At 65.0% G+C, this 21,942-nt stretch carries 13 protein-coding genes; 9 read left to right on the top strand and 4 right to left on the bottom strand.

The features are described 5' to 3' along the window. The first annotated feature begins 279 nt into the window (after nucleotides 1–279). The 6 genes from OF829_RS19960 (at nucleotide 280) to OF829_RS19935 (ending at nucleotide 11,002) form a co-directional block, all read left to right on the top strand. Nucleotides 280–1,113, top strand: a complete 834-nt coding sequence (locus tag OF829_RS19960; protein ID WP_264941967.1) for an IclR family transcriptional regulator — start codon at nucleotides 280–282, stop codon at nucleotides 1,111–1,113. A 214-nt stretch (nucleotides 1,114–1,327) separates the two neighbouring features. Beyond that, complete coding sequence (locus tag OF829_RS19955; RefSeq protein ID WP_264941966.1) at nucleotides 1,328–3,649, top strand: glycoside hydrolase family 31 protein; 2,322 nt, start codon at nucleotides 1,328–1,330, stop codon at nucleotides 3,647–3,649. 64 nt (nucleotides 3,650–3,713) lie between these two features. Further along, entirely contained in the window at nucleotides 3,714–5,081 is a 1,368-nt protein-coding gene (locus tag OF829_RS19950) for an alpha-L-fucosidase (protein ID WP_264941965.1), read from the top strand. Next, on the top strand, nucleotides 5,078–7,519 hold the full coding sequence (locus OF829_RS19945) for a glycoside hydrolase family 2 TIM barrel-domain containing protein (RefSeq protein WP_264941964.1): 2,442 nt from the start codon (nucleotides 5,078–5,080) through the stop codon (nucleotides 7,517–7,519). Before OF829_RS19950 ends, OF829_RS19945 begins: the two co-directional genes overlap by 4 nt. 51 nt (nucleotides 7,520–7,570) lie before the next feature. Further along, on the top strand, nucleotides 7,571–9,109 hold the full coding sequence (locus OF829_RS19940) for an alpha-L-fucosidase (RefSeq protein WP_264941963.1): 1,539 nt from the start codon (nucleotides 7,571–7,573) through the stop codon (nucleotides 9,107–9,109). Nucleotides 9,110–9,121: 12 nt separating this feature from the next. Then, nucleotides 9,122–11,002 carry a glycoside hydrolase family 97 protein gene (locus OF829_RS19935; RefSeq protein WP_264941962.1) on the top strand — a complete coding sequence of 627 codons (1,881 nt, stop codon included), beginning with the start codon at nucleotides 9,122–9,124 and terminating at the stop codon, nucleotides 11,000–11,002. Nucleotides 11,003–11,007: 5 nt separating this feature from the next. On the opposite strand, the gene OF829_RS19930 is transcribed toward OF829_RS19935, so the two are convergent. The 4 genes from OF829_RS19930 to OF829_RS19915 all read right to left on the bottom strand — a co-directional run bounded on the left by OF829_RS19930 (nucleotide 11,008) and on the right by OF829_RS19915 (nucleotide 15,171). Beyond that, a complete protein-coding gene (locus OF829_RS19930; protein ID WP_264941961.1) occupies nucleotides 11,008–12,018 on the bottom strand; it encodes a zinc-binding alcohol dehydrogenase family protein in 1,011 nt (336 codons plus the stop codon). 149 nt (nucleotides 12,019–12,167) lie between these two features. Next, nucleotides 12,168–12,935: a FadR/GntR family transcriptional regulator gene (locus OF829_RS19925; protein ID WP_264941960.1), complete on the bottom strand. Its 768-nt coding sequence runs from the start codon at nucleotides 12,933–12,935 to the stop codon at nucleotides 12,168–12,170. 278 nt (nucleotides 12,936–13,213) lie between these two features. Further along, nucleotides 13,214–14,014 carry a LytR/AlgR family response regulator transcription factor gene (locus OF829_RS19920; protein WP_264941959.1) on the bottom strand — a complete coding sequence of 267 codons (801 nt, stop codon included), beginning with the start codon at nucleotides 14,012–14,014 and terminating at the stop codon, nucleotides 13,214–13,216. Beyond that, nucleotides 14,011–15,171 (bottom strand): sensor histidine kinase, encoded by a 1,161-nt coding sequence (locus OF829_RS19915; protein ID WP_264941958.1) that lies wholly within the window; start codon nucleotides 15,169–15,171, stop codon nucleotides 14,011–14,013. Before OF829_RS19915 ends, OF829_RS19920 begins: the two co-directional genes overlap by 4 nt. Before the next feature lie 593 nt (nucleotides 15,172–15,764). On the opposite strand from OF829_RS19915, the gene OF829_RS19910 reads away from it, so the two are divergent. The 3 genes from OF829_RS19910 to OF829_RS19900 are packed head-to-tail and all read left to right on the top strand — an operon-like array spanning nucleotide 15,765 to nucleotide 21,942. Beyond that, nucleotides 15,765–18,806, top strand: a complete 3,042-nt coding sequence (locus OF829_RS19910) for a TonB-dependent receptor (RefSeq protein ID WP_264941957.1) — start codon at nucleotides 15,765–15,767, stop codon at nucleotides 18,804–18,806. 59 nt (nucleotides 18,807–18,865) lie between these two features. Further along, the gene (locus tag OF829_RS19905; RefSeq protein ID WP_264941956.1) at nucleotides 18,866–20,419 is read left to right on the top strand and encodes a tryptophan halogenase family protein; all 1,554 of its coding nucleotides are present in this window, start codon (nucleotides 18,866–18,868) and stop codon (nucleotides 20,417–20,419) included. Continuing rightward, nucleotides 20,416–21,942 carry a tryptophan halogenase family protein gene (locus OF829_RS19900; protein WP_264941955.1) on the top strand — a complete coding sequence of 509 codons (1,527 nt, stop codon included), beginning with the start codon at nucleotides 20,416–20,418 and terminating at the stop codon, nucleotides 21,940–21,942. Before OF829_RS19905 ends, OF829_RS19900 begins: the two co-directional genes overlap by 4 nt.

The following is a 21,942-nucleotide window of genomic DNA, read 5'->3' as shown; positions in this document are numbered from 1 at the left end:
CCCCTCCAGAGGGACCGGGGAGGAACCCGGTTCCGCGAAATTGCGAGATGGAAAGTGCCTTCCATTTTTCGTAGATGGAAGACGGTTTCCATATCTGATTGGTAATACTATTTTATCTGCAAAAAGACAAGGCGTTTATGAAAACGTGCTCGCGCCTGGGTCGGCAAGGGCCGTGGGAAAGCGGATCGAGCCGACCTGGCCGCCGTGCCGCGGACCGGTTTTGGCCCGCGCCTGCGATCACTTGATGTCGCTGCGCGCGCGGATTGACTTCGCGGCCATATGCATGCCCACGATGGTCAATATCCCGGCGCCCAGCAGAGAGCCCGCATGAACGTCCAAAGGCCCAAACGGAAATACGCAGCGCCGGCTCTCGAAAAGGGCTTCGAGATCATCGAATTGCTGGCGGATTATCCGCACGGCGCGATGGTCACCGAAATGGCGGCAAGCCTGGGCCGGTCCGTCGGCGAAATCTTTCGCATGGTCGTGGTGCTGGAGCAGCTCGGCTATCTGCAGCGTGCTCCCAATTCGGATCGCTACACCGTCGCCTACAAGCTGCTCGACGTCGCGCATCGTGCCACGCCCGCCGCCAACCTGCTCGGCGCGGCGTTGCCGGAGATGCGCCTTCTGGCGTCGGAAACCGGGCAGTCCTGTCATTTCGTGGTGCCGAATGCCGGGCGCGGGCTGGTGATCGCGCGCCAGGAGAATCCGGGGATGCGCGGCTTCTCGCTCAGGCTGGGGGCGGTGATCGATCTGCTGCGCAGCTGTTCCGGTAATACCATCCTTGCGTTCAGCGATCCCGCCATGGCCGAGCAGATCGCCGCGGAGGCGCTGGAGAGCGGGCAGGCGCCGGTCGATCCGGAATGGCTTTCCACGCAACTCGCGGCATTGCGTGCCCGGGGTTTCGACCGCCGGCCCAGCCCCATCACCTATGGCGTGACCGACATCAGCTTTCCGGTCTTCGGCTTCGATGGCGGCGTGGCCGGTGCTTTGACCATCCCCTTTCTGGAGTTGATCGACGGCTCCCAGAAAGTGGATCTGTCCACCGCTACCGAGCTGCTGCGCGCCGCCGCGCAGCGCATCTCCTTCGCGCTCGGCCACACAAAGGCCGACTGATCCCGGCGCGAAGGCAGCCTGCGCCGTCCGCCCAAGTGTCTGACTCGTGCCGGTCCGGTGCGTTCCGGCAATGTTCAGTAGCGAAAAATTATTGCCATCAGTGAAAATACAATTAGTAATCCTTTTTCGTGGAACAGCGCATGCGGCCATGATAGCGGCCCCGACAAGAGCGCGGCGAACGGGCGCTCAAGAACATAGGCGAGAGGGTGGTTTGATGAATTTCCGGAAGATGTTGTTCGCGATCGCCGCTTTGCTGTCGGTCTCACCCGCTGCCGCGCAATTGCCCGGCACGGTCCAGCGCAACGGCAGCATCGTCGCCGTCGAGCCCTACGCCCCGAACATCGTTCGCGTGACGATCGCGCTCGATCCGAACGAGATCGCGTCGGGGGCCGGCTATGGCATCAGCGCGAAGCCCAATCTCACAGGCTGGACGCATCGCGCGGACGCCACTGGCGATGTCTATAGCTCGACAACGCTGTCAGTCACCGTCAAGCCGCAGCCCTGGCCCCAGCGGCCCACGCAGGGGCAGCATTATTTCGCGCCCTCGCTTCCGCCGGTCTCGATCGGGATCGCCCGCGCCGACGGGCGTGAGGTCACCCAGATGCTGGGCTGGGAAATGGCCCCGCAGCGCGTGAACGGCGAGCGGACCTTCCGCGTCGGCGCGACCTTCGCCGATACGCCGGACACCCATTATTACGGGCTGGGGCAGAATCAGGAAGGCATCCTCGATCTGCGCGGCCGCACGATCGATTGCCGCCACTATTACGATGCGCCCGCCGGCGAACAGGTCTGCGTGCCCTTCCTCATCACCAACAAGGGCTATGGCATCGTCTGGGACAACCCCTCGGCGACCACCGTTACGCCGGGCATGAACCGCGTGACGAGCTTCCAGTCGCAGGTTGGCGAGCGCGTCTCCTTCTTCGTCATCACCGGCGCGACGGCGGACGAGATCTATGCCGGCTATGCCCGGCTGACCGGCGAGACTCCGCTGCCGCCCAAGGCCGTGTTCGGCCTGATCCAGAGCAAGGCCCGCTACGAGAGCCAAAGCGAGCTGATGGGCGTCGCGGAAGGGTATCGCAGCCGCGGCTATCCGATCGACGTAATGGTGCTCGACTGGTTCCACTGGACGCGGATGGGCCAGATGGATATCGATCGCAGCGCCTTTCCCGATCCCGCGGGCATGAACCGCCAGCTTCATGCCTGGGGCATGCATTCGATCATCAGCGTCTGGCCGCGCTACGAGCGCGAGTCCCGCTATTATAATTTCCTCGCCGCCAAGGGCTGGCTGCTCAAGGATGCCGACGGAAATCCTGTCGATGGGCTGGAAGTCCGCTCGGACCGGGCGGGGGCGCTGATCGACAGCACCAATCCCGAAGCCCGCGCCTGGTTCTGGGGCAAGATCCGCGACAATATCGCGAGCGAAGGGTTCGACTGGTTCTGGCTCGACGAAACCGAGCCCGATCTCGTCCCCGACGGCTATTTCTATTCGATCGGCTCGGGCGACCGCTATCACAACCTGTTTCCGCTGGTGCACACCAGCGGTGTCGCGGAAGGCAGCGCCCGCGACCGTCCCGACATGCGCAACATGATCCTCGCGCGCGCCGCTTATCTGGGCTCCCAGCGCACCGGCGCGATCTTCTGGTCGTCCGACGTGCACGGATCGTGGGAGGCGCTGAAGCGCCAGGTGCCGACCGGGCTCAATTTCACCGCCAGCGGCATCGCCTATTGGAGCAGCGACACCGGCGGCTGGCAATGGCCGCAGGGGCCCAAGGCCCAGCATCCGGTGCTGGTCGATCCGGCCGGCGCGACCGCGATGAGCCCCGACTATACCGACTATCCCGAGCTGTTCGTCCGCTGGTTCCAGTATAACGCGCTGACGCCCACGCTCCGCATCCACGGCCAGCGCCCGGGCAGTCTGGCGATCTGGGAATATGGCAAGGCGGCCGAGCCGCTGCTCGCGCAGACGCTGCGGCTGCGTTACGCGCTGATCCCCTATCTCTATTCGCTGGGGTACCACACCTATGAAACCGGCGCGCCGTTCATGCGGGCGCTGTTCATGGACTTCCCCGACGATCCGAGGGCCGCGACGATCGGCGATCAGTACATGTTCGGGCCGGCCTTCCTCGTCGCGCCGGTGACCGAGCAGGGCGCGACCAGCCGCAGCGTCTATCTGCCCGCCGGCAGCGACTGGTACGATTACTGGACCGACCGCAAATATACGGGCGGCCAGACGATCGAGGCTGCCGCACCGATCGACCGGATCCCGCTCTTCGTTCGTGCCGGCTCGATCGTGCCGATGGGCGTGCAGGTGCCGAACACGTCGGCGCGTCAGCCGCTCGAGGCGATCCGCGTCTATCCGGGCCGCGACGCGAGCTTCACGCTCTACGACGATGACGGCGTGACCAACGCCTATCGCAAGGGCGGCGGCACGCGCGTGACGCTGCGCTGGGACGATGCGGCGAAGCGCCTCACGGCTTCCGGAAAACTGCCCGGCGACCAGAACGCCGCGGCACTGCTCCGGCTGCCTGCGCAATGATCCCGCAGCCTATGGGGGTTCAAGCTTGCCCGGACCGGATGGAGGCCATCGTGGACCCGGCCAAATGAGCCGGGAACGGAGCGTTACCGCGCGGCGGGCCGCAGCGCCCCTTGTCCGCTGGCTGGGGGTTGCGGCACTCGCGCTGCTGCTGGCGCCGATGGTGTCCAGCGCGCAGATCCTGACCGACGAGCAGCGTTCGGCCAACAAGGTTTCGGGGGGCGACCCGGCGCTCGCGCCCGATCTGCTGCTGCCCGACAAGGACATGGCGTGGTGGCGCGACGCCAAGTTCGGCATCTTCATCCATTGGGGGCTCTACGCCATTCCGGGGCGCGGCGAATGGCACATGTTCGCCGATCATGTGCCCGCCGAGGAATATGCCAAGCTCGCCGCGCTCTTTCGGCCGCGCCACTATGATCCGGACCAATGGGCGGCGCTCGCGGGCGATGCCGGCGCGCGCTACATGGTGATGACCGCGCGGCATCATGACGGCTTCTCGCTGTTCGACAGCCCGTCGAGCTATGGCCATTTCGATTCGATGCACTCGGCCGCCGGGCGCGACCTGATCGCGCCCTTCGTCACCGCGGTGCGGCGCAAGGGCCTCAGGGTCGGGCTCTATTACTCGCCGCTCGATTGGCGCTTCCCGGCCTATTTCCGCCCGAAAGAGCTGCCGGACAATGCGCGCCTGCTCAAGCAGCAGACCTGGGGCCAGGTCGAGGAGCTGATGCGCAACTATGGCAAGATCGACATCCTGTGGTGGGATGGCGGCTGGCTGGCGCATCAGGGGACCGATGCCGACGCGGCATGGTTCTGGGAATCGGACCGGCTCAACCGCATGGTCCGCAGCTATCAGCCCAAGATCGTGATCAACCCCCGATCGGGCTGGCAGGGCGATTTCGACATTGCCGAGGGGCCGGCGCCGATCACCGGGCCGATCCGCGCGCGCCCGTGGGAAAAGACCTTCTCGCTCAATCCCGCGGCCTGGGGCTTCACCCCCGGCGACAATGCAATGAGCGCCGACGACGTCATCGTGCTGATCGTCAACGCCGTGGTCCGCAACGGCAATGTCCTCGCCAACATGTCGCCCGATCCCGACGGCGTGATACCGCCCAAGCAGGTTGCGACGCTGCGTGCGGTGGGGGCCTGGCTCCGGCAGAATGGGCGCGCGGTCTACGGCACCCGCCCGGGTCCGCTGCAGCCGGTGGATGGCGTCTACGGCACCACCCAAAAGGGCCGCAGCGTGTTCGTGCATGTGCTGCGCTGGCCCGAGGGCGGCTTGTCGCTGCCGCTTGAAGGCAGGATCGCGTCGATCCGGGATATGTCGGGCGCGCGGGTGTCGTGGCAGCCGCAGCCGGGCGGAATCCGGATTTCCGCCCCCGCGCATCCGAACCAGGCGCCGGTGACGATCCTCGAGATCCGGCGGGCCGGATCGTGAAACGGCAGGCCGGGTCTCGCCTGCTGGGCAAGCTCGCGCTCGGCGTGCTGCTCGCCGCCGCGATCATGGCGCCCGCCGGCGCGCAGCGGACCGAGCTGTCCCGCGACTGGCGGTTCGAGCCCGGCGATGTCCCCGGCGCCGAGCGGGCCGGCTTTGACGATCATGGCTGGCAGCAGGTCGTCGTGCCGCACGACTGGTCGATCATGGACCGGCCCGACGGCCGACCGCCCTTCGATCCGGGGGCCGTGGCGGGCCAGGACTCGGGCTATCTGCCAGGCGGGCTCGGCTGGTACCGCCGCCACCTCAACCTGACCGCCGCCGAGGCGGCCCGCGTCGTCCGGCTGACTTTCGAAGCCGTCTATATGGACGCCGACATCTGGCTCAACGGCGAGCATCTGACGCGCCACCGCTATGGCTATACCGCCTTCTCGCTCGATCTGACGGGCAAGGTGCGCGCCGGGGACAATGTCGTCGTCGTCCGTGCCAATCACGCCGATCCCTCGTCGCGATGGTATGCCGGATCGGGGCTCATCCGCCCGGTCAGCCTCGAGATCCTCGATCGCGTCCATGTGGATCGCGACAGCCTGTTCGTCACCACGCCCGTCGCAACCGAGGCGCGCGGCCTGGTTTCGGTCAGCGCCGCGGTCAATAACCGCTCAACGAAGCGGCAAACCATCGAACTGGTTTCCCGCCTGATCTCCCCAACGGGCAAGACCGTGGCCGAGGCCCGCGAGACGCGGTCGATCGAGCCGGGCGCGCGCGCCGAGGGCGTACAGTCGCTCGAGATCAAGCGCCCCGCGCTCTGGTCGCCCGATGCGCCCAATCTCTACACGCTGGTGCAGGAAGTGCGTCTGGGGAAAGCGGTCGTCGACACCCGCCGCATCCGGATCGGCGTCCGCACCATCACGCTCGACGCGCAGCACGGCCTGCGCATCAACGGCAAGCCGGTGAAGCTGCGCGGCGGGAACATCCACCACGACAATTACATGCTCGGCGCCGCCGGGGTGCCGGCTGCCGATGCCCGCAAGGTCGCGCTGATGAAGGCGGCCGGATACAATGCCATCCGCAACGCCCATAATCCCGCCAGCCAGGCGACGCTCGATGCGGCCGACGAACTGGGCATGCTCGTCATCGACGAGGCCTTCGACGCCTGGAACAGGAGCAAGCGGCCGCAAGACTATGCGCGCTTCTTCGCCGACAATTGGGCACAGGATATCGACAGCCTGGTGATCAGCGGGCGCAATCATCCGAGCGTGCTGTTCTGGAGCATCGGCAACGAAATCCCCGAAACGGGTACGCCGCAGGGTATCGAAACCGCCAAACGCCTGGCCGCACGCGTGCACGCGCTGGATCCCACGCGCCCGGTCACCCAGGCCATCAACAACGACGTGCCGCTGAGCACCAACCAGGCCGCGGTGCTGGACGTGCCTGCCTATAATTATCACGCCGAGCTGTTCAGCAAGGATCATGAGAAGCTGCCGGACAAGCCGATGTACACGGCCGAATCCTTGCCGAAGGACGCGTTTCCCTATTGGCGGGAGGTCGAGACCAAGCCGTGGGTCATTGGCGACTTCGTATGGACCGCGGTGGATTATCTCGGCGAGGCGGGGATCGGGTGGATGGGCTATAGCCAGGATTGGCAGAAGCTCGGACCCTATCCCTGGAACCTCGCTTATTGCGGCGAGATCGATGCGACCGGGCGCAAGCGGCCGGCGGCCTATTACCGCCAGATCCTGTGGAAGACCGGGATCGCCCCGATCGCGGCGTTCGTCCGGCAGCCCGAAGGCACCGCGGACCTGCCCGACCGCCACTTCTTCCCGATCGTGCCGCCGCACCTCGACTGGTCGCTGGACGATGTTCACCCGAGCTGGACTTGGCCCGGCCAGGAGGGAAGGCGGCTCGAGGTCGTGGTCTATTCCGAATTTCCCGAAGTCGAGCTGTTCCTCAATGGCCGGAGTCTGGGCCGGAAACCGGCGGGTCTCGATAGCGAATACAAGGCCTCCTATCGGGTCGATTACCGAGCGGGCCGGCTGGTCGCGGTCGGTTACAGGGATGGAAAGCAAGCCGGACGCTGGGAATTGCGCACGGCGGGCGCCCCGGCCACCGCCAGGGTGACGGTCGATCGCCGGAAACTGACGGCGAACGGCCAGGACCTGGCCTATGTCACGGTCGAGCTGGCCGATGCCGCGGGCACGCCAATCTACGCGCGGCGCGACGAGCGCCGGATCAAGGTGCGTGTGATGGGCGCGGGCCGCCTGGCCGGGATGGGCAATGGCGACCCGCAAGACGCATCCAGCCTGCAGTCGGGCGATCGCATGAGTTTTCACGGCCGCGCCGTGGCGGTGGTCCAGGCAGGCGGCCAGGCCGGGCAGATCGTCGTGGAAGTCCAAGTCGAAGGACTGCCCGTGCAACGGGTCCGGCTCGACCTGACTTCTTGATTCCGCGCTCCGGCGCGGGTCGGTTTGGACGATATGATGAGGGGAAATGTGGTGAGGATCAGCAAGCGCGAGTTTCTGGGGGCGCCTCTTCTCGCGGCGCTTGGCTATTCGGTCGCGGCCAGCGCCTCCGCAGGCGAGCCGGATCATACTTTGCCGGTGAGGGACGGACCTTTCCAGTCGGATGTGGAATCGCTGAAACAATATCGCGCGCCCGACTGGTTTCGCGACGCCAAATTCGGGATCTGGGCGCATTGGGGCCCGCAGGCCGTGGCGCGCTCCGGCGACTGGTATGCGCGGAACATGTATGTTCCGGGCCACCCCCACTACGACCATCATGTGAAGACCTGGGGCCAGCCCTCCAAGACCGGCTACAAGGACATCATCCCGCTCTGGACGGCCGACAAGTTCGACCCCGAGAGTCTGATGGACAAATATGTGGCGGCGGGCGCCAAATATTTCGTCAGCATGGGGTGCCATCACGACAATTTCGATCTGTGGAACTCGGTGCATCACCGGTGGAACGCCGCGGCGATGGGCCCCAAGCGCGATATCGTCGGCGCCTGGCGTGCCGCCGCGCGCAAGCGGGGCCTGCGCTTCGGCGTGTCGGAGCATCTGGGTGCCAGCCACAACTGGTTCTACCCAAGCCACCTGTACAACCAGTTCTGGCCGGAAATGGGGGTCGATTATGACGGCGCGAATCCCGCCTATGCCGATCTCTATCATCCGCCGCACAACGAGCCCTATCGCGGCAGCGGCCGGACCTGGTACACCGCCGATCCGAAATTCCATCAGATCTGGTTCAACCGCATCCGCGATCTGATCGACAGCTACCAGCCCGACCTGCTCTATTCGGACGGCGGGATTCCGTTCGGCGAGGTCGGCCGGTCGCTGATCGCCCATCTTTACAACAGCAGCATTGCGCGCAGCGGAAAGCTCGAGGCGGTCTACAACTGCAAGGAGATGGAGTCGGGCGAATTCCACAAGGAAGCCTGTGTCCAGGATGTCGAACGCGGCGTGCTCAAGGGCATCAGCCCGCTGCCCTGGCAGACCGATACCTCGAACGGCGACTGGTTCTTCAACGATCACGACACGTACAAGACGCCGGCGAACGTGATCTCGATGCTTGCGGACGTGGTGAGCAAGAACGGCAATCTGCTGCTCAACGTCGTGCTCGATCCGGACGGCAGCCTGCCGCCCGAATCCCAGCATCTGCTCGACGAGCTCGCGGCCTGGATGAAGGTCAATTCCGAAGCCATTCACGGCACGCGGCCGTGGACGATCCATGGCGAAGGGCCGACCGAAGTGGCGGGCGGCGCGTTCCGGGAAAATGTCGCCTACACCGCGCAGGACATTCGCTTCACCACGCGCGGAAAGACGCTCTACGCCATCACGCTCGGCGAACCCGCACAAAGCGTCGTCATCACGTCGCTGGGCCGGTCCGCCGGCCATCAGGCGGCTGCCGTCAAGCGGGTGTATCTGCTGGGTATCCCAAAACCATTGGCGTTCCGCCAGACCGACGCCGGGCTGATCGTGAACCTGCCCCCGTCCTTGCCGACGCGCCACGCCAGCGTCTTCAAAATCGCCTTTTGAAACGAGGGAAAGATGATCTTGCTCGCCTCGGCGCTTGCCGTGTCTCAGGTGGCGCTGGCATCGCCCGACAAGCGCATCGGCATCACGGTCGCCGCCGATGGCACGCGCTATTCGGTGACGCGCAATCGGGAGCGGATTCTGCTGGATGCGCCTTTGGGGCTGGAGCTCGCCGATGGGGGCGCTTTTTCGGGGTTGAGGATCGTCGATGTCAGACGGCAAAGCCACCGCGGCGAACTCACGCTGACCGCGGCCAAGGCGGCCCGGGCGCGGGATTGGTACAATGGCGCGACGATCCACTTCCGCGAGGTTTCGGGCGCCCGGCGCGACATCACGATCGAACTGCGCGCCTATGATGACGGCGTGGCCTTTCGCTATGTGCTGCCGGGTGGCACGCCGGTCGCGCTCAAGGGTGAGACGACCGGATTCCGCTTCGCGGGCGACCCGACCTGCGAGGTCACCGAATATTCGGGTTCACACGAAAATGCGTTCCAGACGCTGAAGGTCTCGCAGCTCGATGCGGCCAAGCTCTACGACGTGCCCGTTGTCTGCGCGTCGATGTCGGGCCGCACCCATTTCGCGCTCGCCCAGGCGGGGATCGAGGGTTACGCCGGATCGAGCTTCAGGCCCGTCAGCGGCGGCCTGCAGGTGCGGGTGACGCCCCGAAAGGACCGCCCGGAGGTCGCGGTTCTCTCGCCCGGCGGGCTGCACAGCGCGTGGCGGGTCGTGATGATGGGCGATCGTGCGGGCGACCTGATCGAGTCCACGCTGATCCAGAGCCTTTCCCCGGCGCCCCAGGGCGATTTCTCATGGGTGAAGCCGGGGAAGACGGCCTGGGACTGGTGGTCCGGACCCACGGTGGGCGAACGGCCGACCATGGAGCGGTTCCGCCGCTTCATCGATTTCGCGGCAGCGTCACACATCCCCTATTTCCTGATCGACGCCGGCTGGGCCCTCAACGCGGGACCATGCTGCGCCGCGGATCCGAAGACCGACATCACCCGAAGCGACCCGGCCATCGATATGCCCGCGCTGGTAGCATACGCATCGAGCAAGGGCGTCGGCCTCCTGCTCTGGGTCCATTGGCAGCATATCGCGCCGCGCATGGACGAGATCCTCGACACCTATCGGCGCTGGGGCATCAAGGGCGTCAAGGTCGATTTCATGGAGCGCGACGATCAGGAGATGGTCGAATTCTATGTCCGCCTCGCCAGGGCGACGGCGCAGCGCCATCTGCTGCTCGACATGCACGGCGCCTTCCCGCCCGCGGGTCTTGCGCGCACCTATCCCAATTACATCACCCAGGAAGGCGTCATGGGCGCCGAGTACAACAAGTTTCCCTGGGGGCGCGTGACGCCCGGACACAATGTGAAGCTGGCCTATACCCGAATGCTGCTGGGGCCCATGGACTATACGCCCGGCGGGTTCCGCAACAGCGCGCCGAACTCCTATGAGCAGCGTGAGGTCATGCCGCGGACCCGGCACACAAGGGGCCAGGCGCTGGCGCAATATGTGGTGTATGATAGCCCGTTGCAGATGGTGGCCGATTCACCGGACGCCTATGAAAACGCCGCCGGCTTCGACTTCATCGAGGGGGTTCCGACCGATTGGGACGAGACCCGGTTCGTCACCGGAACGCCCACCAGCCACGTCGTCCTTGCCCGGCGCAAGGGGACGGATTGGTATATCGGCGCCATGACCAACGAGGATGGGCGCGAGATCGACATTCCGCTTCGGATGCTCGGGGATGGAAAATACGCCGCGACGATCTGGCAGGACGGTGCTTCGGCCAATGATGTCGGGCGAACGTCGGCCGAGGTGACGCGCCGGCAGACGCTGCATGTCCGGATGAGCCCAGGCGGCGGCGCGGCGATCCTGCTCAAGCGCTTGAGATAGTAGCTTTAAAAGCTCGCGATGGCCTTGAGGACGTGATCGGCGTCGGCGATGAGTTGCGGGATACGCTCGGGCAGTTCCTCCGCGGGAAAGCCATGCGTCTGAAGTGCCTCTGACGGGATCTGCCCCGCCCGCATCGCCGCGATGACGCGTTCGAAATCTTCGGTTCGCGCGTTGCGGCTCGCGAGCAGGGTCGTCTCGCGCTTGTGGAACTCGGGGTCGGAAAGGACGAGGTCGCCAGGCGCCACGCCGACGAACACCAGCGTGCCGCCATGGCAGACATGGGTCAGGCTCTGCCCCATGGATTCCAGCGAGCCCGTGGCATCGAACACCGCGTCGAACATTTCGCCACGGGTGCGCCGTGCCAGCGCTGCCGCCAGTTCCGCGTCCACGGCGACGACGTCATCGAAACCCAGTTGCGCGCGCGCATAGTCGAGCCTGGTCTGGCGCATATCGGCCAACGTCACCACCGCGCCGTCCTGGCGCGCGAAGAGGCCGGTCGCGATGCCGATGGGCCCGGCACCCAGGACGAGCACGCGATCGCCCGGCCTGAGGCGCGCGCGCGCGACGGCATGCGCGCCGATCGCGAGGAATTCGAGCATGGCGGCCTGATCGAGCGTCAGTCCGGTCGCGTCGAGCACTGCCTGTTCGGGAACCGCCAGCAGCTCACACATGCCGCCATCGATATGGACGCCGAGCACTTGAACATTGGCGCAGGCGTTCGGCTTGCCCTTGCGGCAGGCGATGCACGCGCCGCACGGCAGATAGGGATTGATCGCCACTTGCTGCCCCCGGCGGAAGCTCGAGCCGGGCGGCGCGCTTTCGACTTCGCCGGCGAGCTCGTGCCCCATCACTCTGGGATAGACCAGGAACGGATGGCGGCCGGAGAAGATATGATAGTCCGTGCCGCACAGCCCGATCCGGCGGATGCGCACGAGAATCTCGCCTTCGGCGGGCTGCGGCGCCGGATAATCGACAATGCCCAGCTGGAAGGGCTTGGCACAAATCACGGCTTTCATGGCTACCCTTCACATCCTCGCACCGATGCTTAGGCCATAATTCTATATATGCAATTCGATTTTCACTTATGCGATTCCGGTATGGATTCGGGGCGGCGCGCAGTCGGCTGGCCACGCTCGCGCCGGTCGGAGCCGGGAGCGGCCAAAGGCTAGCTGCAGGTCACCACGGACGGGTTCGCCGCTTCGTCGATGCTTGGTTCGGCCGGCTTTGTAAGCCCCAAGAGTTGCCGTCGTACCCGATCCGGCCCCTCATCGATGACCGCGAGCATCGCTCGCGCCGCCGCCTCGCCGTCGCGTTGCTCGATGGCGTCGGCAATCCGCGTGTGGCTGGCAACGGCCGCCTCCATGGACGCGATCTGCAGCGGCGTGCTGAGCGCGAAATAGGCTTCGAGCGCGGTTTCGATCACGCTGGCGATCGACCGGAACAAGGGGTTCCCCGAAGCGACCGCGACGGCGATATGAAAGTCCAGATCGGCATCCGAAAAGGCGCGCCTGTCGCTGCCCGCATCCGACATCGCCGCCAGCGCTTTCCGCATTTCCGCAAGATGAGCGCCGGTACGCTGCTCCGCCGCAAGCGCGGCCGCCGCCGGCTCCACCGCGCGGCGCATCTGAACGAGCTGCTCGAGGAACTGATGGTCGAAACCGAGACGCACGCGCCAGGCAAGCACGTCGGGATCGAAATAGCTCCACTGTTCCGGCGGCGAGACGCGTGTGCCCACGCGGGTCTTGGCAACCGCCAGCCCTTTCGCGACCAAAGTCTTGGTGATTTCGCGCATCAGCACCCGCGATGCGCCGAAACGGGCAAGCATTTCCTCCTCCGTCGGGAGGCGGCTGCCCGGCGGGAGCTCGCCCGACAGGATCTGGGAGCCCAGAATGGCGACGATTTCGTCGTGACCGGCTACGCGACTGCTACGCATGGGAATCCGACGTACGACGATCAGCAGACCTGCCTCCCGCGGCAAGCCCGACCGTGCGGGTTCGAACAGAAGATGCCCGGGTGATGATCAACTGCGTATGAATGTCGCTCCTCCTCGCCGGTGCGCCGATAACGCTTTCATACTTAATAATCAGAGTTATTCACCTAAAATGCTCCGGACAGGCTGTAGCCCCTGCAAGCTGCATTTCAAGCGCGGAACCGAGATTGGACAGGCCAGCCTGAGCACGCGCTCCCAAAGGGGCAGGCAGGCGACCGGTCCTAAAGCGATTGGCCAAGCATCGCTTCGACGTCCGCGCGGTAGCTCCGGCTGAGCGTCAAGCGCTTGCCGTCCTTCATCACCACCTCGAACTCGCCATGGGACCGGCGCTCGAGAAGGGCGACGGACCTCAGGTTCACAAGACTGGACCGATGAATGCGGACGAAGCGGAAGGGATCGAGTCTCTTCGCGACCGTGGCCAGGCCGGCGCGGTACAGAAGTTCCTGCCCCTCCACATGCAAGGTCACATAGACTCCGGCCGCTTCGATCCAGTCAATGTCCTCGGTCATCACCAGCTGGGTGGCGTCGCGCTTCTTGACCACCATCCAGTTCCAGATTTCACCGGGCTTCGCCCGCGCGGCAGCCAGTTTGAGCAGCTCCGGACCGAAGGCATTGGCATCGCCCGCATTGTCCGCACGGAGCTCGCTCAGCCGCTTTTTGACCCGCTCCATCATCGTGCGGTAGCGCGCGTCGCCGAACGGCTTGAGCAGATAGTCCAGCGCTTCCGCCTCGAATGCCCTGAGCGCGAATTGATCGTACGCCGTGACGAAAACCGTCAGCGGCATATTCCCCGCGCCCAGGGTATCGATGACGCCGAAGCCATCGACGCCCGGCATCTGCACGTCGAGAAACACGATGTCCGGATGCTCGCCCTGGATCAGGGCGACCGCCTCGACACCATTTTTCGCCTCGAAGAGCTGGCTGACGTCGCGGTCTTTGGAGAGCAGATCCCGCAAGCGCTTGCGGGCGGGTGCCTCATCATCGACCACCAGCACACGGATCGACTGAGACGCGGCTTTCATGCGCGGTCGCCCGCACCGTGCAGGGGGATGCTTATCGCCACCTCCGTACCTCCGCTCTCGCGGCGCCGGATCAGGAAACCATTCTCACCCATATCGGGGTATAGCGCGGCCAAGCGCTCGCGCGCCACACGCACGCCAAGTCCGGTCGAGGCTTCCATGCGCCAGTCGGCGGGCAGGCCGACGCCATCGTCACGCACGAGGAGCAGCAAACGGTCTCCCGACCGCGACGCCGAAATCATGACCTTCCCCCCGGACAGCCGGCCTTCGATTCCATGGCGAATTGCATTTTCCACCAAGGGTTGCAGCAGCATGGAAGGCACCATGGCGGATAGCGTCCGAGGCTCGATCTCGATCTCGATCTCGATCCTGTCTCCGAATCGGACGCGCTGGATGGAAAGATAATGCTCGAGCAGCGACAGCTCCTGCGCCAGCGTTATTTCCGCCCTGTCCTTGCAGTCCAGCGACTGCCGCAGCAGCGCGCCCAGGTCACCGATCATGTCCCGCGCCAAATTCGGGTCGGAGGCGACCTCCGATGAGATGGCGTTGAGCGCGTTGAACAGGAAATGGGGCTCAAGCTGCAGGCGCAGCGCGTTGAGGCGTGATTCAAGCAGGCTCTTTTCCACGCGCTCCAGCTGAAGCTGGCTGGTCAGGAGCCGGTTGTAATATTTGAACGCGTAGAGGACGCCGACCAGCCCGCAGTACATCTGCCAGCTGCCGAGGAAATAGAAGACCGCATAATCGTGACGGCGTAGCGGGTTCCACCAGATCTCGGTGATCGGATAGAGGAGCAGGCCGGTAAGATAGGTGTGGGCGAGGCTGAAAGGGACGCTCAGAACGAGGAACAGGAACGCCAGCCGAACGATGTTCTGTTCGCCCGAAGCGAGCTTGCGGTCGATCAGCAACAGGACTGGGGTCAGCAATGCCCATGACCAGGACTCCATCATCTTGGCCACGAAACGGTGCCACTCGAAATATCCGTTGAGGGCATCGGCCGCCGCCAGGAACACGCCGACCGACGTCCAGACCAGGAAGGTGAGGATCGCCGGGCGAAGCCGGGCAAGCAGGGCGCGACCTTCCTCCGCGCCTGCCTCGGCGGGCTGCGCGCGCCGTGGCGCACCGCGCGCAAGGATTGTCGGATCGGGCGGGGCGGTACTCATCGCTGGTTGCAGCCAATAGCAAAACCGTGAGCGGAATGCCCGCTCAGTTTGCGGCGGCGGACGAAGGGCGCCCACCGAGATCCGGCGATTGCTGTGGTTGAACGACAGACGAACTTCATGGCCTCCGCAAACCCCGTTTACCCGAGAGAAGGATCGGCTGGCCGCCTCCGGACCGCAAGGGGGTAGTGGGGCGATTCGGGCGCCCGCGCGGAAGCCGGGCCGCCTGACCCGGCTGTTATGGCCGGAAAGTGGGCCCGGCCAAGCCTCGCGGCCCGCCACTTGTCGGAAATGTTCCGAAACGGACTCTGGGTTTGCAATCCGGTCCATGGATTGGCGAGCTGGACTATATGGCTGATTTCACGCGTGTTTTGCGCCCGGCCCCGCAGGTCTGGAGCATGAGATTCGTGGCGCCCGCCTGGGGCTTCGATTAAATAATAATCTTGATTGGGTCTGGCCATTTTGGATAGGCACAATTCTCAAATATGCGAGGTCGATCGCATATTTGAAAAATCAACCGGCGAGCCAGCGCTAGCGGCGGAGACCGTCAGTGCGATCGCGGCGGGTCGAGAATGAAATAGGGGAGGTAGTTTCAAATGCAGCAAGTTCGTGTGAATCGGGTGCCTGGCCGGGCGCGCCGTCTCGCCTACGCCGGAGTTTCCTTGTGCGCGTTGGCGATGGGCGGTTTCGTCGCGCCGGCCTGGGCCCAGGATACGCCAGCAGCGACGCAAGATGCTGACGCCCGGGATGACAGCGTTATCACAGTCACCGGCCGGCGCGCGGCGCTTCAGGCGGCCGACGAGCGCAAGCGCAGGAGCGAGACGATCATCGACTCGGTCGTGGCCGACGAGGCGGGCAAGCTCCCCGACAATTCGATCACCGAAGTGCTGCAGCGCGTCCAGGGCGTAACGATCGTCCGCTTCCGCGCGCTCGGCGATCCGGACCACTTCTCCTCCGAGGGCTCGGGCGTCCAGGTCCGCGGCCTCTCCGGCGTCGCTTCGCGCCTCAATGGCCGCGAAATCTTCAGCGCCAATAATGGACGCGCGCTGCTCTGGGGCGACGTGACCCCCGAACTGATGGCGGCGGTCGATGTCTACAAGGCTTCCACGGCCGACCTCATCGAAGGCGGCACCGGCGGCCAGATCGATCTGCGCACCAAGCTGCCCTTCGACTTCAAGGCTGGCCTCCACGTCGCCGCGACGGGCGAGTTGAGCATGGGCGACCTGGCGCGGAAATCCGATTATTCGGGTTCGGCTCTGGCCGCGGGGCGCTGGTCCACGCCGATCGGCGACATCGGTGTGCTCGTCGACGTCGCGTACAGCAAATTCTCGTCTGTCTCGAATTTCTTCCGTGCGGAAACCTATTACAAGACGCGCATCGGCGCGACCGACTATTATATCCCGGGCGGCTACACCTATGGCGAAGAGAAGTTCGAACGCCAGCGCACGGGCATCTATGGCGCGGTGCAGTGGGCGCCCACGGATTCGTTGACCCTGACGGGGATTTTCTTCCAGTCGCGCTACAAGAATAACTCGGGCGATTGGGGCGCTTTTGTCGCCGCCCAGAATCTCGCGGTCGATCCCGCGACCAGCAAATTCGACTCCAACAACGGGCTGCTTTCCACAACCAGCTATTTCACGCGCGATCCTGCGACACTGCAGCCGAACAACTCGCCGATCACGAGCGGCGGCAACAAGGGCGAGTATCGCGACAATTCGGTCACGCGCGACTATTCGCTGGCCTTCACCTGGGCGCCCGACGACAGCCGGCTGGCGATCCGCGGAGCGGTGCAGCGCGTCGAGTCGACCTCGATCTCCCACCGTCTCGACGTGTTCCGCGACGTGCAGTTCCCGGGAACCTTCGGGATGGATCTCACCGGAGACCTGCCGTTGGTGACCGTGCCGGCGAGCGCCCAGGCGATCTTCGCCAATCCGGCGAGCTATGTGTGGTCGGCGGACATGCCGCATGAGGCGAACAACAGGGGCCGGTTGGATTCGGCGTCTCTCGACCTCGAGTACAAGTTCGGCGACGACTTCTTCCGCTCGGTAAAGATCGGCGGGCGCTGGGCGGAACGCACCGAGCGCGACTTCGACAACGGCTACAACTGGACGGCGCTCGGACGCGGCTGGAACGGCTTCGGCGCCGTGCAGGCCCCGCAGCTGACCTATGCCAACGCGGCGCCGGGCGATGTCGGGCTGCACATCTTCAAGAACTTCTTCCACGGCCAGGCCGTGCTTCCGGCCAATCTCTACTTCCCGTCATCGGCGCTGGTGAGCACCTTCGACCGGAACCTGCTCCACTCCCCGCCGCCCACCAATTTCTGTGGTCCGGCCGATTGGGGCAATGCCACCTATTTCAACTGCTCGTCCGCAGGCCCGCTGCCGAAGTCCGGCTATGGCGGGCCCGACTACCGCACCCCCGGCTTCCTGCCCTCGGACCAGACCGACTATCTGACCCGGACGCTGGCCGGCTATGCGCTGTTGCGGGTGGGGCAAGAGGACTGGCTCGGTTTCACCGGCAACATCGGCGTGCGCGTGGTGAACATCCAGAACGAGAGTTCGGGCTTCTACCAGCAGAACCCTACCACATACATCCGCAACGGGCAGACGGTGTCGCTGGCGCAGTTTTCGGCAATCCGTAAGGCTGGCGCGGAGTTCACGCGCGTGCTTCCCTCGGTGAACCTCAATTTCGCGCCGAGCAGCACGACCAAGGTCCGGTTTGGCTACAACATCACGACGGACAATGCCTCGTTCAACGCGCTGCGGGCTTCCGGATCGCTCGGTGTTTCGACACTGACCAATCCGAACAACCCGCCGTCGCCGGCGCCGCAGCTTCCGCCCATCTTCGTCAACTTCACGACGAACACGGGTAATCCGACGCTGAAGCCGACGATGTCGAACAATTTCGACCTGTCGATGGAATGGTACCCCCGCCAGGGTACGACCTTCCACGTCGCCGCCTTCCACAAGACCATCACGAACCTGACGATCTATACGCTCACGCAGCAGCCCGTGCCGGTCTATTACACCGGCGGAACCAGCTCCATAGAGATGGTCACGTCGACCGACGTCGCCAATGCGACGGTTCCCGCGAAGGTCAAGGGCATCGAAGTCGGCGGGCGCATGTTCTTCGACAAGGGTTTCCTCCACGGCTTTGGCGTCGAGGCCAACTATACCTTTGTCGACAGCAAGAATCCGGGCGACCGGTATCTCGACATCAACGGAGTGGCGCACAACGACGCGACCCTGCAGGGTCTGTCGAAGCACAACTTCAACGCCACGCTGCTGTATGAGATGGATCCGATCTCGTTCCGTCTCTCCTACTCCTGGCGGTCGCGTTACCTGCAAACGACCAACGCCAACGGCACCAATGCGCAATATACCTATGTCTCCGGACCGGGGATTCAGGGGCTGGGGATCCAGACCGCGTTGCCGGTCTATGGTTCTCCCAACGGTACCCTCGATGCGGGCGTCCGGTTCAAGGTGACGGAGAACTTCTCGTTCAGCGTCCAGGGTACCAACCTGCTGAATACGACGTTCCGCACCGAAATGGGTGGGTATCCTAACGGCGTGCGTTATAATCGCAGCTGGTTCCAGAGCGACCGGCGGATCAGCACAGGCATCAATCTGGCCTTCTGATGCCGACAGGCCGGCCGCCCAATCCCCAAGGGCGGCCGGCCGCATTTTTTGGAAATACCATGTCGAAGCGCGTATTGATTGTGGGGGGCGGGACCGCGGGGTGGTTGACCGCGGGCTATCTGGCCAAGCGCCTTGGCGCCGATCTTCCCGATGCGGTTTCGATACGCCTCGTCGAGTCCCGCGAGATCGGTATCCTCGGCGTCGGGGAGGGTACCTTCCCGACAATCCGCAAGACCCTGGCGACGATCGGCATTGACGAGGCCGAGATGGTCCGGCGGTGCGGTGCCACCTTCAAGCAGGGCGCCAAGTTCGCGCACTGGCGGTTTACCCCCGGCCAGGGCCCGCACGATCATTATTTCCATTCGTTCCAGACCACCGAGGATCGCGGCGGACTCGATTTGCTGCCCTATTGGTTGCTCGGCGTCGCCGGGGATGAGAATTGGGACGAGGTGAATACGCCGCAGAAAAAGGCGGCGGACGCGCATCGCGCGCCCAAGCTCCCCAACCATCCCGATTTTGCCGGCCCGCTCAACTATGCCTATCATTTCGACGCGGTGACCCTGGCGCAGCTGCTGCGCGACCAGGCAGTGGCGAATGGGGTGGAGCATCTCGTCGACACCGTCACCGAGGTGCTGGTCGGCGAGGACGGCGCGATCGCCGGCGTCCGTACCGAGGCCAACGGCATCCTCGACGCCGATCTGTATATCGACTGCACCGGATTTCGCGCCGAGCTCATCGGCAAGGCGTTGGGCGTGCCCTTCCGCTCGTGCCGCGACGTGCTGTTCTGCAACAGCGCGCTGGCGATGCAGGTGCCGTACGCCCGGCCGGACGCGCCGATCGCCTCCTACACCATCTCCACCGCGCAGGAATCGGGCTGGATCTGGGACATCGGCCTCGATCACCGCCGCGGCATCGGCCATGTCTATTCGTCGGATCACAGCGACGATGCGAGCGCGGAGGCTGCGCTCCGCGCCTATATCGGCCCCCAGGCCGAAGGTCTTGAGATCCGCAAGTTCCGGTTCGAAGCGGGTTATCGCGAGATCAACTGGCGCAAGAATTGTGTCGCGATCGGCCTTTCGAGCGGCTTTTTCGAGCCGCTCGAGGCTACGGGCATCGTCTTCTCCGAAATCGCCGCCGCGCTGGTCGCCAATCTCTTTCCCTGGGGCGGCGACTATGAGACCTCGGCGCGCCAGTTCAACACGGTCATGCGGCAGCGCTACGAGCGGGCGCTCGACTTCATCAAGCTGCACTATTGCATCTCCGAACGCCGCGACACGCAGTTCTGGCGCGACAATGTCGATCCGGGCAGCGTGCGCGACAGCCTCCACGAACTGCTCGACCGATGGCGCTTTCGTCCGCCGACCGAACTCGACATTGACCCCAGGATCGACATCTTCACCGAAGCAAGCTGGCAGTATGTGCTTTACGGCATGGGCTGGAAGACCGATCTGAGCGCCAAGGCCGGCGCCTATCGCTATTTCGACGATGCGCGTGCCGCCTTTGCCGAGGTCCGGCGTCAGGCCGATTACGCGATCGCGAACCTGCCTTCGAACCGCCAACTCGTCGAATATGCCCAGACCCGCGGCTTCGGCCCGCAATCGGCAGCCGCATGACGGGGGAGCCGATCTCCCGGATCGTGATCGCCGGGGGCGGCACCGCCGGCTGGATGACGGCCGCCGCCATGGCGCGGATGCTGGGCGAAGACGTGTCGGTGACGTTGGTCGAGTCCGAGGAGATCGGCACGGTCGGTGTCGGCGAGGCGACGATCCCGCCGCTGCACGATTTCAATCGCCTGCTCGGCTTCGACGAGAATGACTTCATTCGCCAGACCCAGGCGACGTTCAAGCTCGGCATCGAATTCGTCGACTGGGCCCGGATCGGCGACCGCTACATCCACCCGTTCGGCGTCTATGGCCGCGACGTCCAGGGCGTGAAATTCCATCAGCTCTGGCTGCGCCAGTCGCGGCTGGAGGGCGGCGCGGATGTCGGCCCGATCGACGATTATTGCCTGTCGGTGGTCGCCGCCCGCATGGGCCGCTTCACGCGCCCCTCGGCCAATCCCGCGGCGGTGCTCTCGACGCTTCGCTATGCCTTCCACTTCGACGCGAGCCTCTACGCGCGCTTCCTGCGCAGCTTTGCCGAGGAGGGGGGCGTACGCCGTGTCGAAGGGAAGATCGCTTCGGTCGAGCAGAATGGCGAAACGGGATTCCTCGAAGCGCTGACGCTCGAGGACGGCCGCCGCGTCGAAGGCGATTTCTTCGTCGACTGCACCGGCTTCCGGTCGCTGCTCCTCGGCCAGACGCTCGGCGTCGGATACCGGAGCTGGCAGCATTGGCTGCCGTGCGACCGTGCGGTCGCCGTCCCGAGCGAGGTCGCCGGGCCGCCGGTTCCCTATACGCGCGCGAGCGCGGGCAATGCCGGCTGGCGGTGGCGCATCCCGCTCCAGCACCGTGTCGGCAACGGCCTTGTCTATTCGAGCGCCCACATCAGCGACGACGAAGCGACCCGGCAGGTGCTCGACGGCCTCGACGCGCCCGCCGCCGCGGATCCGCGGCTGCTTCGCTTCACCGCCGGGCGGCGCGAGCGGCTCTGGGAGAAGAACTGCGTCGCAATCGGCCTGGCGAGCGGGTTCATCGAGCCGCTCGAATCGACCAGCATCCACCTGATCCAGCAGGGGATCACGCGGCTGATGGCGCTGTTCCCCGACAAGGGCTTCGCCCAGGCCGAGATCGACCGCTACAATCGCTGGCTGATCACCGAATATGAGCTGATCCGCGACTTCATCATCCTCCACTATCACGCCACCGAGCGCAGCGATTCCGACTTCTGGAATCATTGCCGGACGATGGAAGTGCCCGACAGCCTGGCCGCCAAGCTGGCGCTGTGGCGCGGCAAGGCGCGCAGCATCCGGGAGCAGGACGATCTGTTCACCGAAGACAGCTGGTATGCCGTGCTGTTCGGCCAGCGCATCATCCCGCAATCCTTCGACCCGCTCGTCCACGGGCTGCCGGTGGAGGAAGCCGGCCGCTTCATGGCTCACCTGCGCGACGTGATCGGCAAGACCGCGGCGGCGATGCCCAGTCACGGCGATTTCATCGCGCAAAACTGCGCGGCGAAGGCGGCGGAGACGGTGTGA

This window comes from Sphingomonas caeni (assembly GCF_026013415.1).
Classification (GTDB): domain Bacteria; phylum Pseudomonadota; class Alphaproteobacteria; order Sphingomonadales; family Sphingomonadaceae; genus Sphingomonas; species Sphingomonas caeni.
Note: the sequence above shows the minus strand (reverse complement) of the source record. Positions and strands in the feature narration are given on the sequence as shown.

Excerpts from the sequence above, each read along its gene's own strand:
- OF829_RS19915 (WP_264941958.1), bottom strand. The coding sequence starts at position 15,171 with ATGAGTACCGCCCCGCCCGATCCGACAATCCTTGCGCGCGGTGCGCCA.
- OF829_RS19960 (WP_264941967.1), top strand. The coding sequence starts at position 280 with ATGCATGCCCACGATGGTCAATATCCCGGCGCCCAGCAGAGAGCCCGC.
- OF829_RS19900 (WP_264941955.1), top strand. The coding sequence starts at position 20,416 with ATGACGGGGGAGCCGATCTCCCGGATCGTGATCGCCGGGGGCGGCACC.
- OF829_RS19935 (WP_264941962.1), top strand. The coding sequence starts at position 9,122 with ATGATCTTGCTCGCCTCGGCGCTTGCCGTGTCTCAGGTGGCGCTGGCA.
- OF829_RS19955 (WP_264941966.1), top strand. The coding sequence starts at position 1,328 with ATGAATTTCCGGAAGATGTTGTTCGCGATCGCCGCTTTGCTGTCGGTC.
- OF829_RS19905 (WP_264941956.1), top strand. The coding sequence starts at position 18,866 with ATGTCGAAGCGCGTATTGATTGTGGGGGGCGGGACCGCGGGGTGGTTG.
- OF829_RS19910 (WP_264941957.1), top strand. The coding sequence starts at position 15,765 with ATGCAGCAAGTTCGTGTGAATCGGGTGCCTGGCCGGGCGCGCCGTCTC.
- OF829_RS19925 (WP_264941960.1), bottom strand. The coding sequence starts at position 12,935 with ATGCGTAGCAGTCGCGTAGCCGGTCACGACGAAATCGTCGCCATTCTG.
- OF829_RS19950 (WP_264941965.1), top strand. The coding sequence starts at position 3,714 with ATGAGCCGGGAACGGAGCGTTACCGCGCGGCGGGCCGCAGCGCCCCTT.
- OF829_RS19920 (WP_264941959.1), bottom strand. The coding sequence starts at position 14,014 with ATGAAAGCCGCGTCTCAGTCGATCCGTGTGCTGGTGGTCGATGATGAG.
- OF829_RS19930 (WP_264941961.1), bottom strand. The coding sequence starts at position 12,018 with ATGAAAGCCGTGATTTGTGCCAAGCCCTTCCAGCTGGGCATTGTCGAT.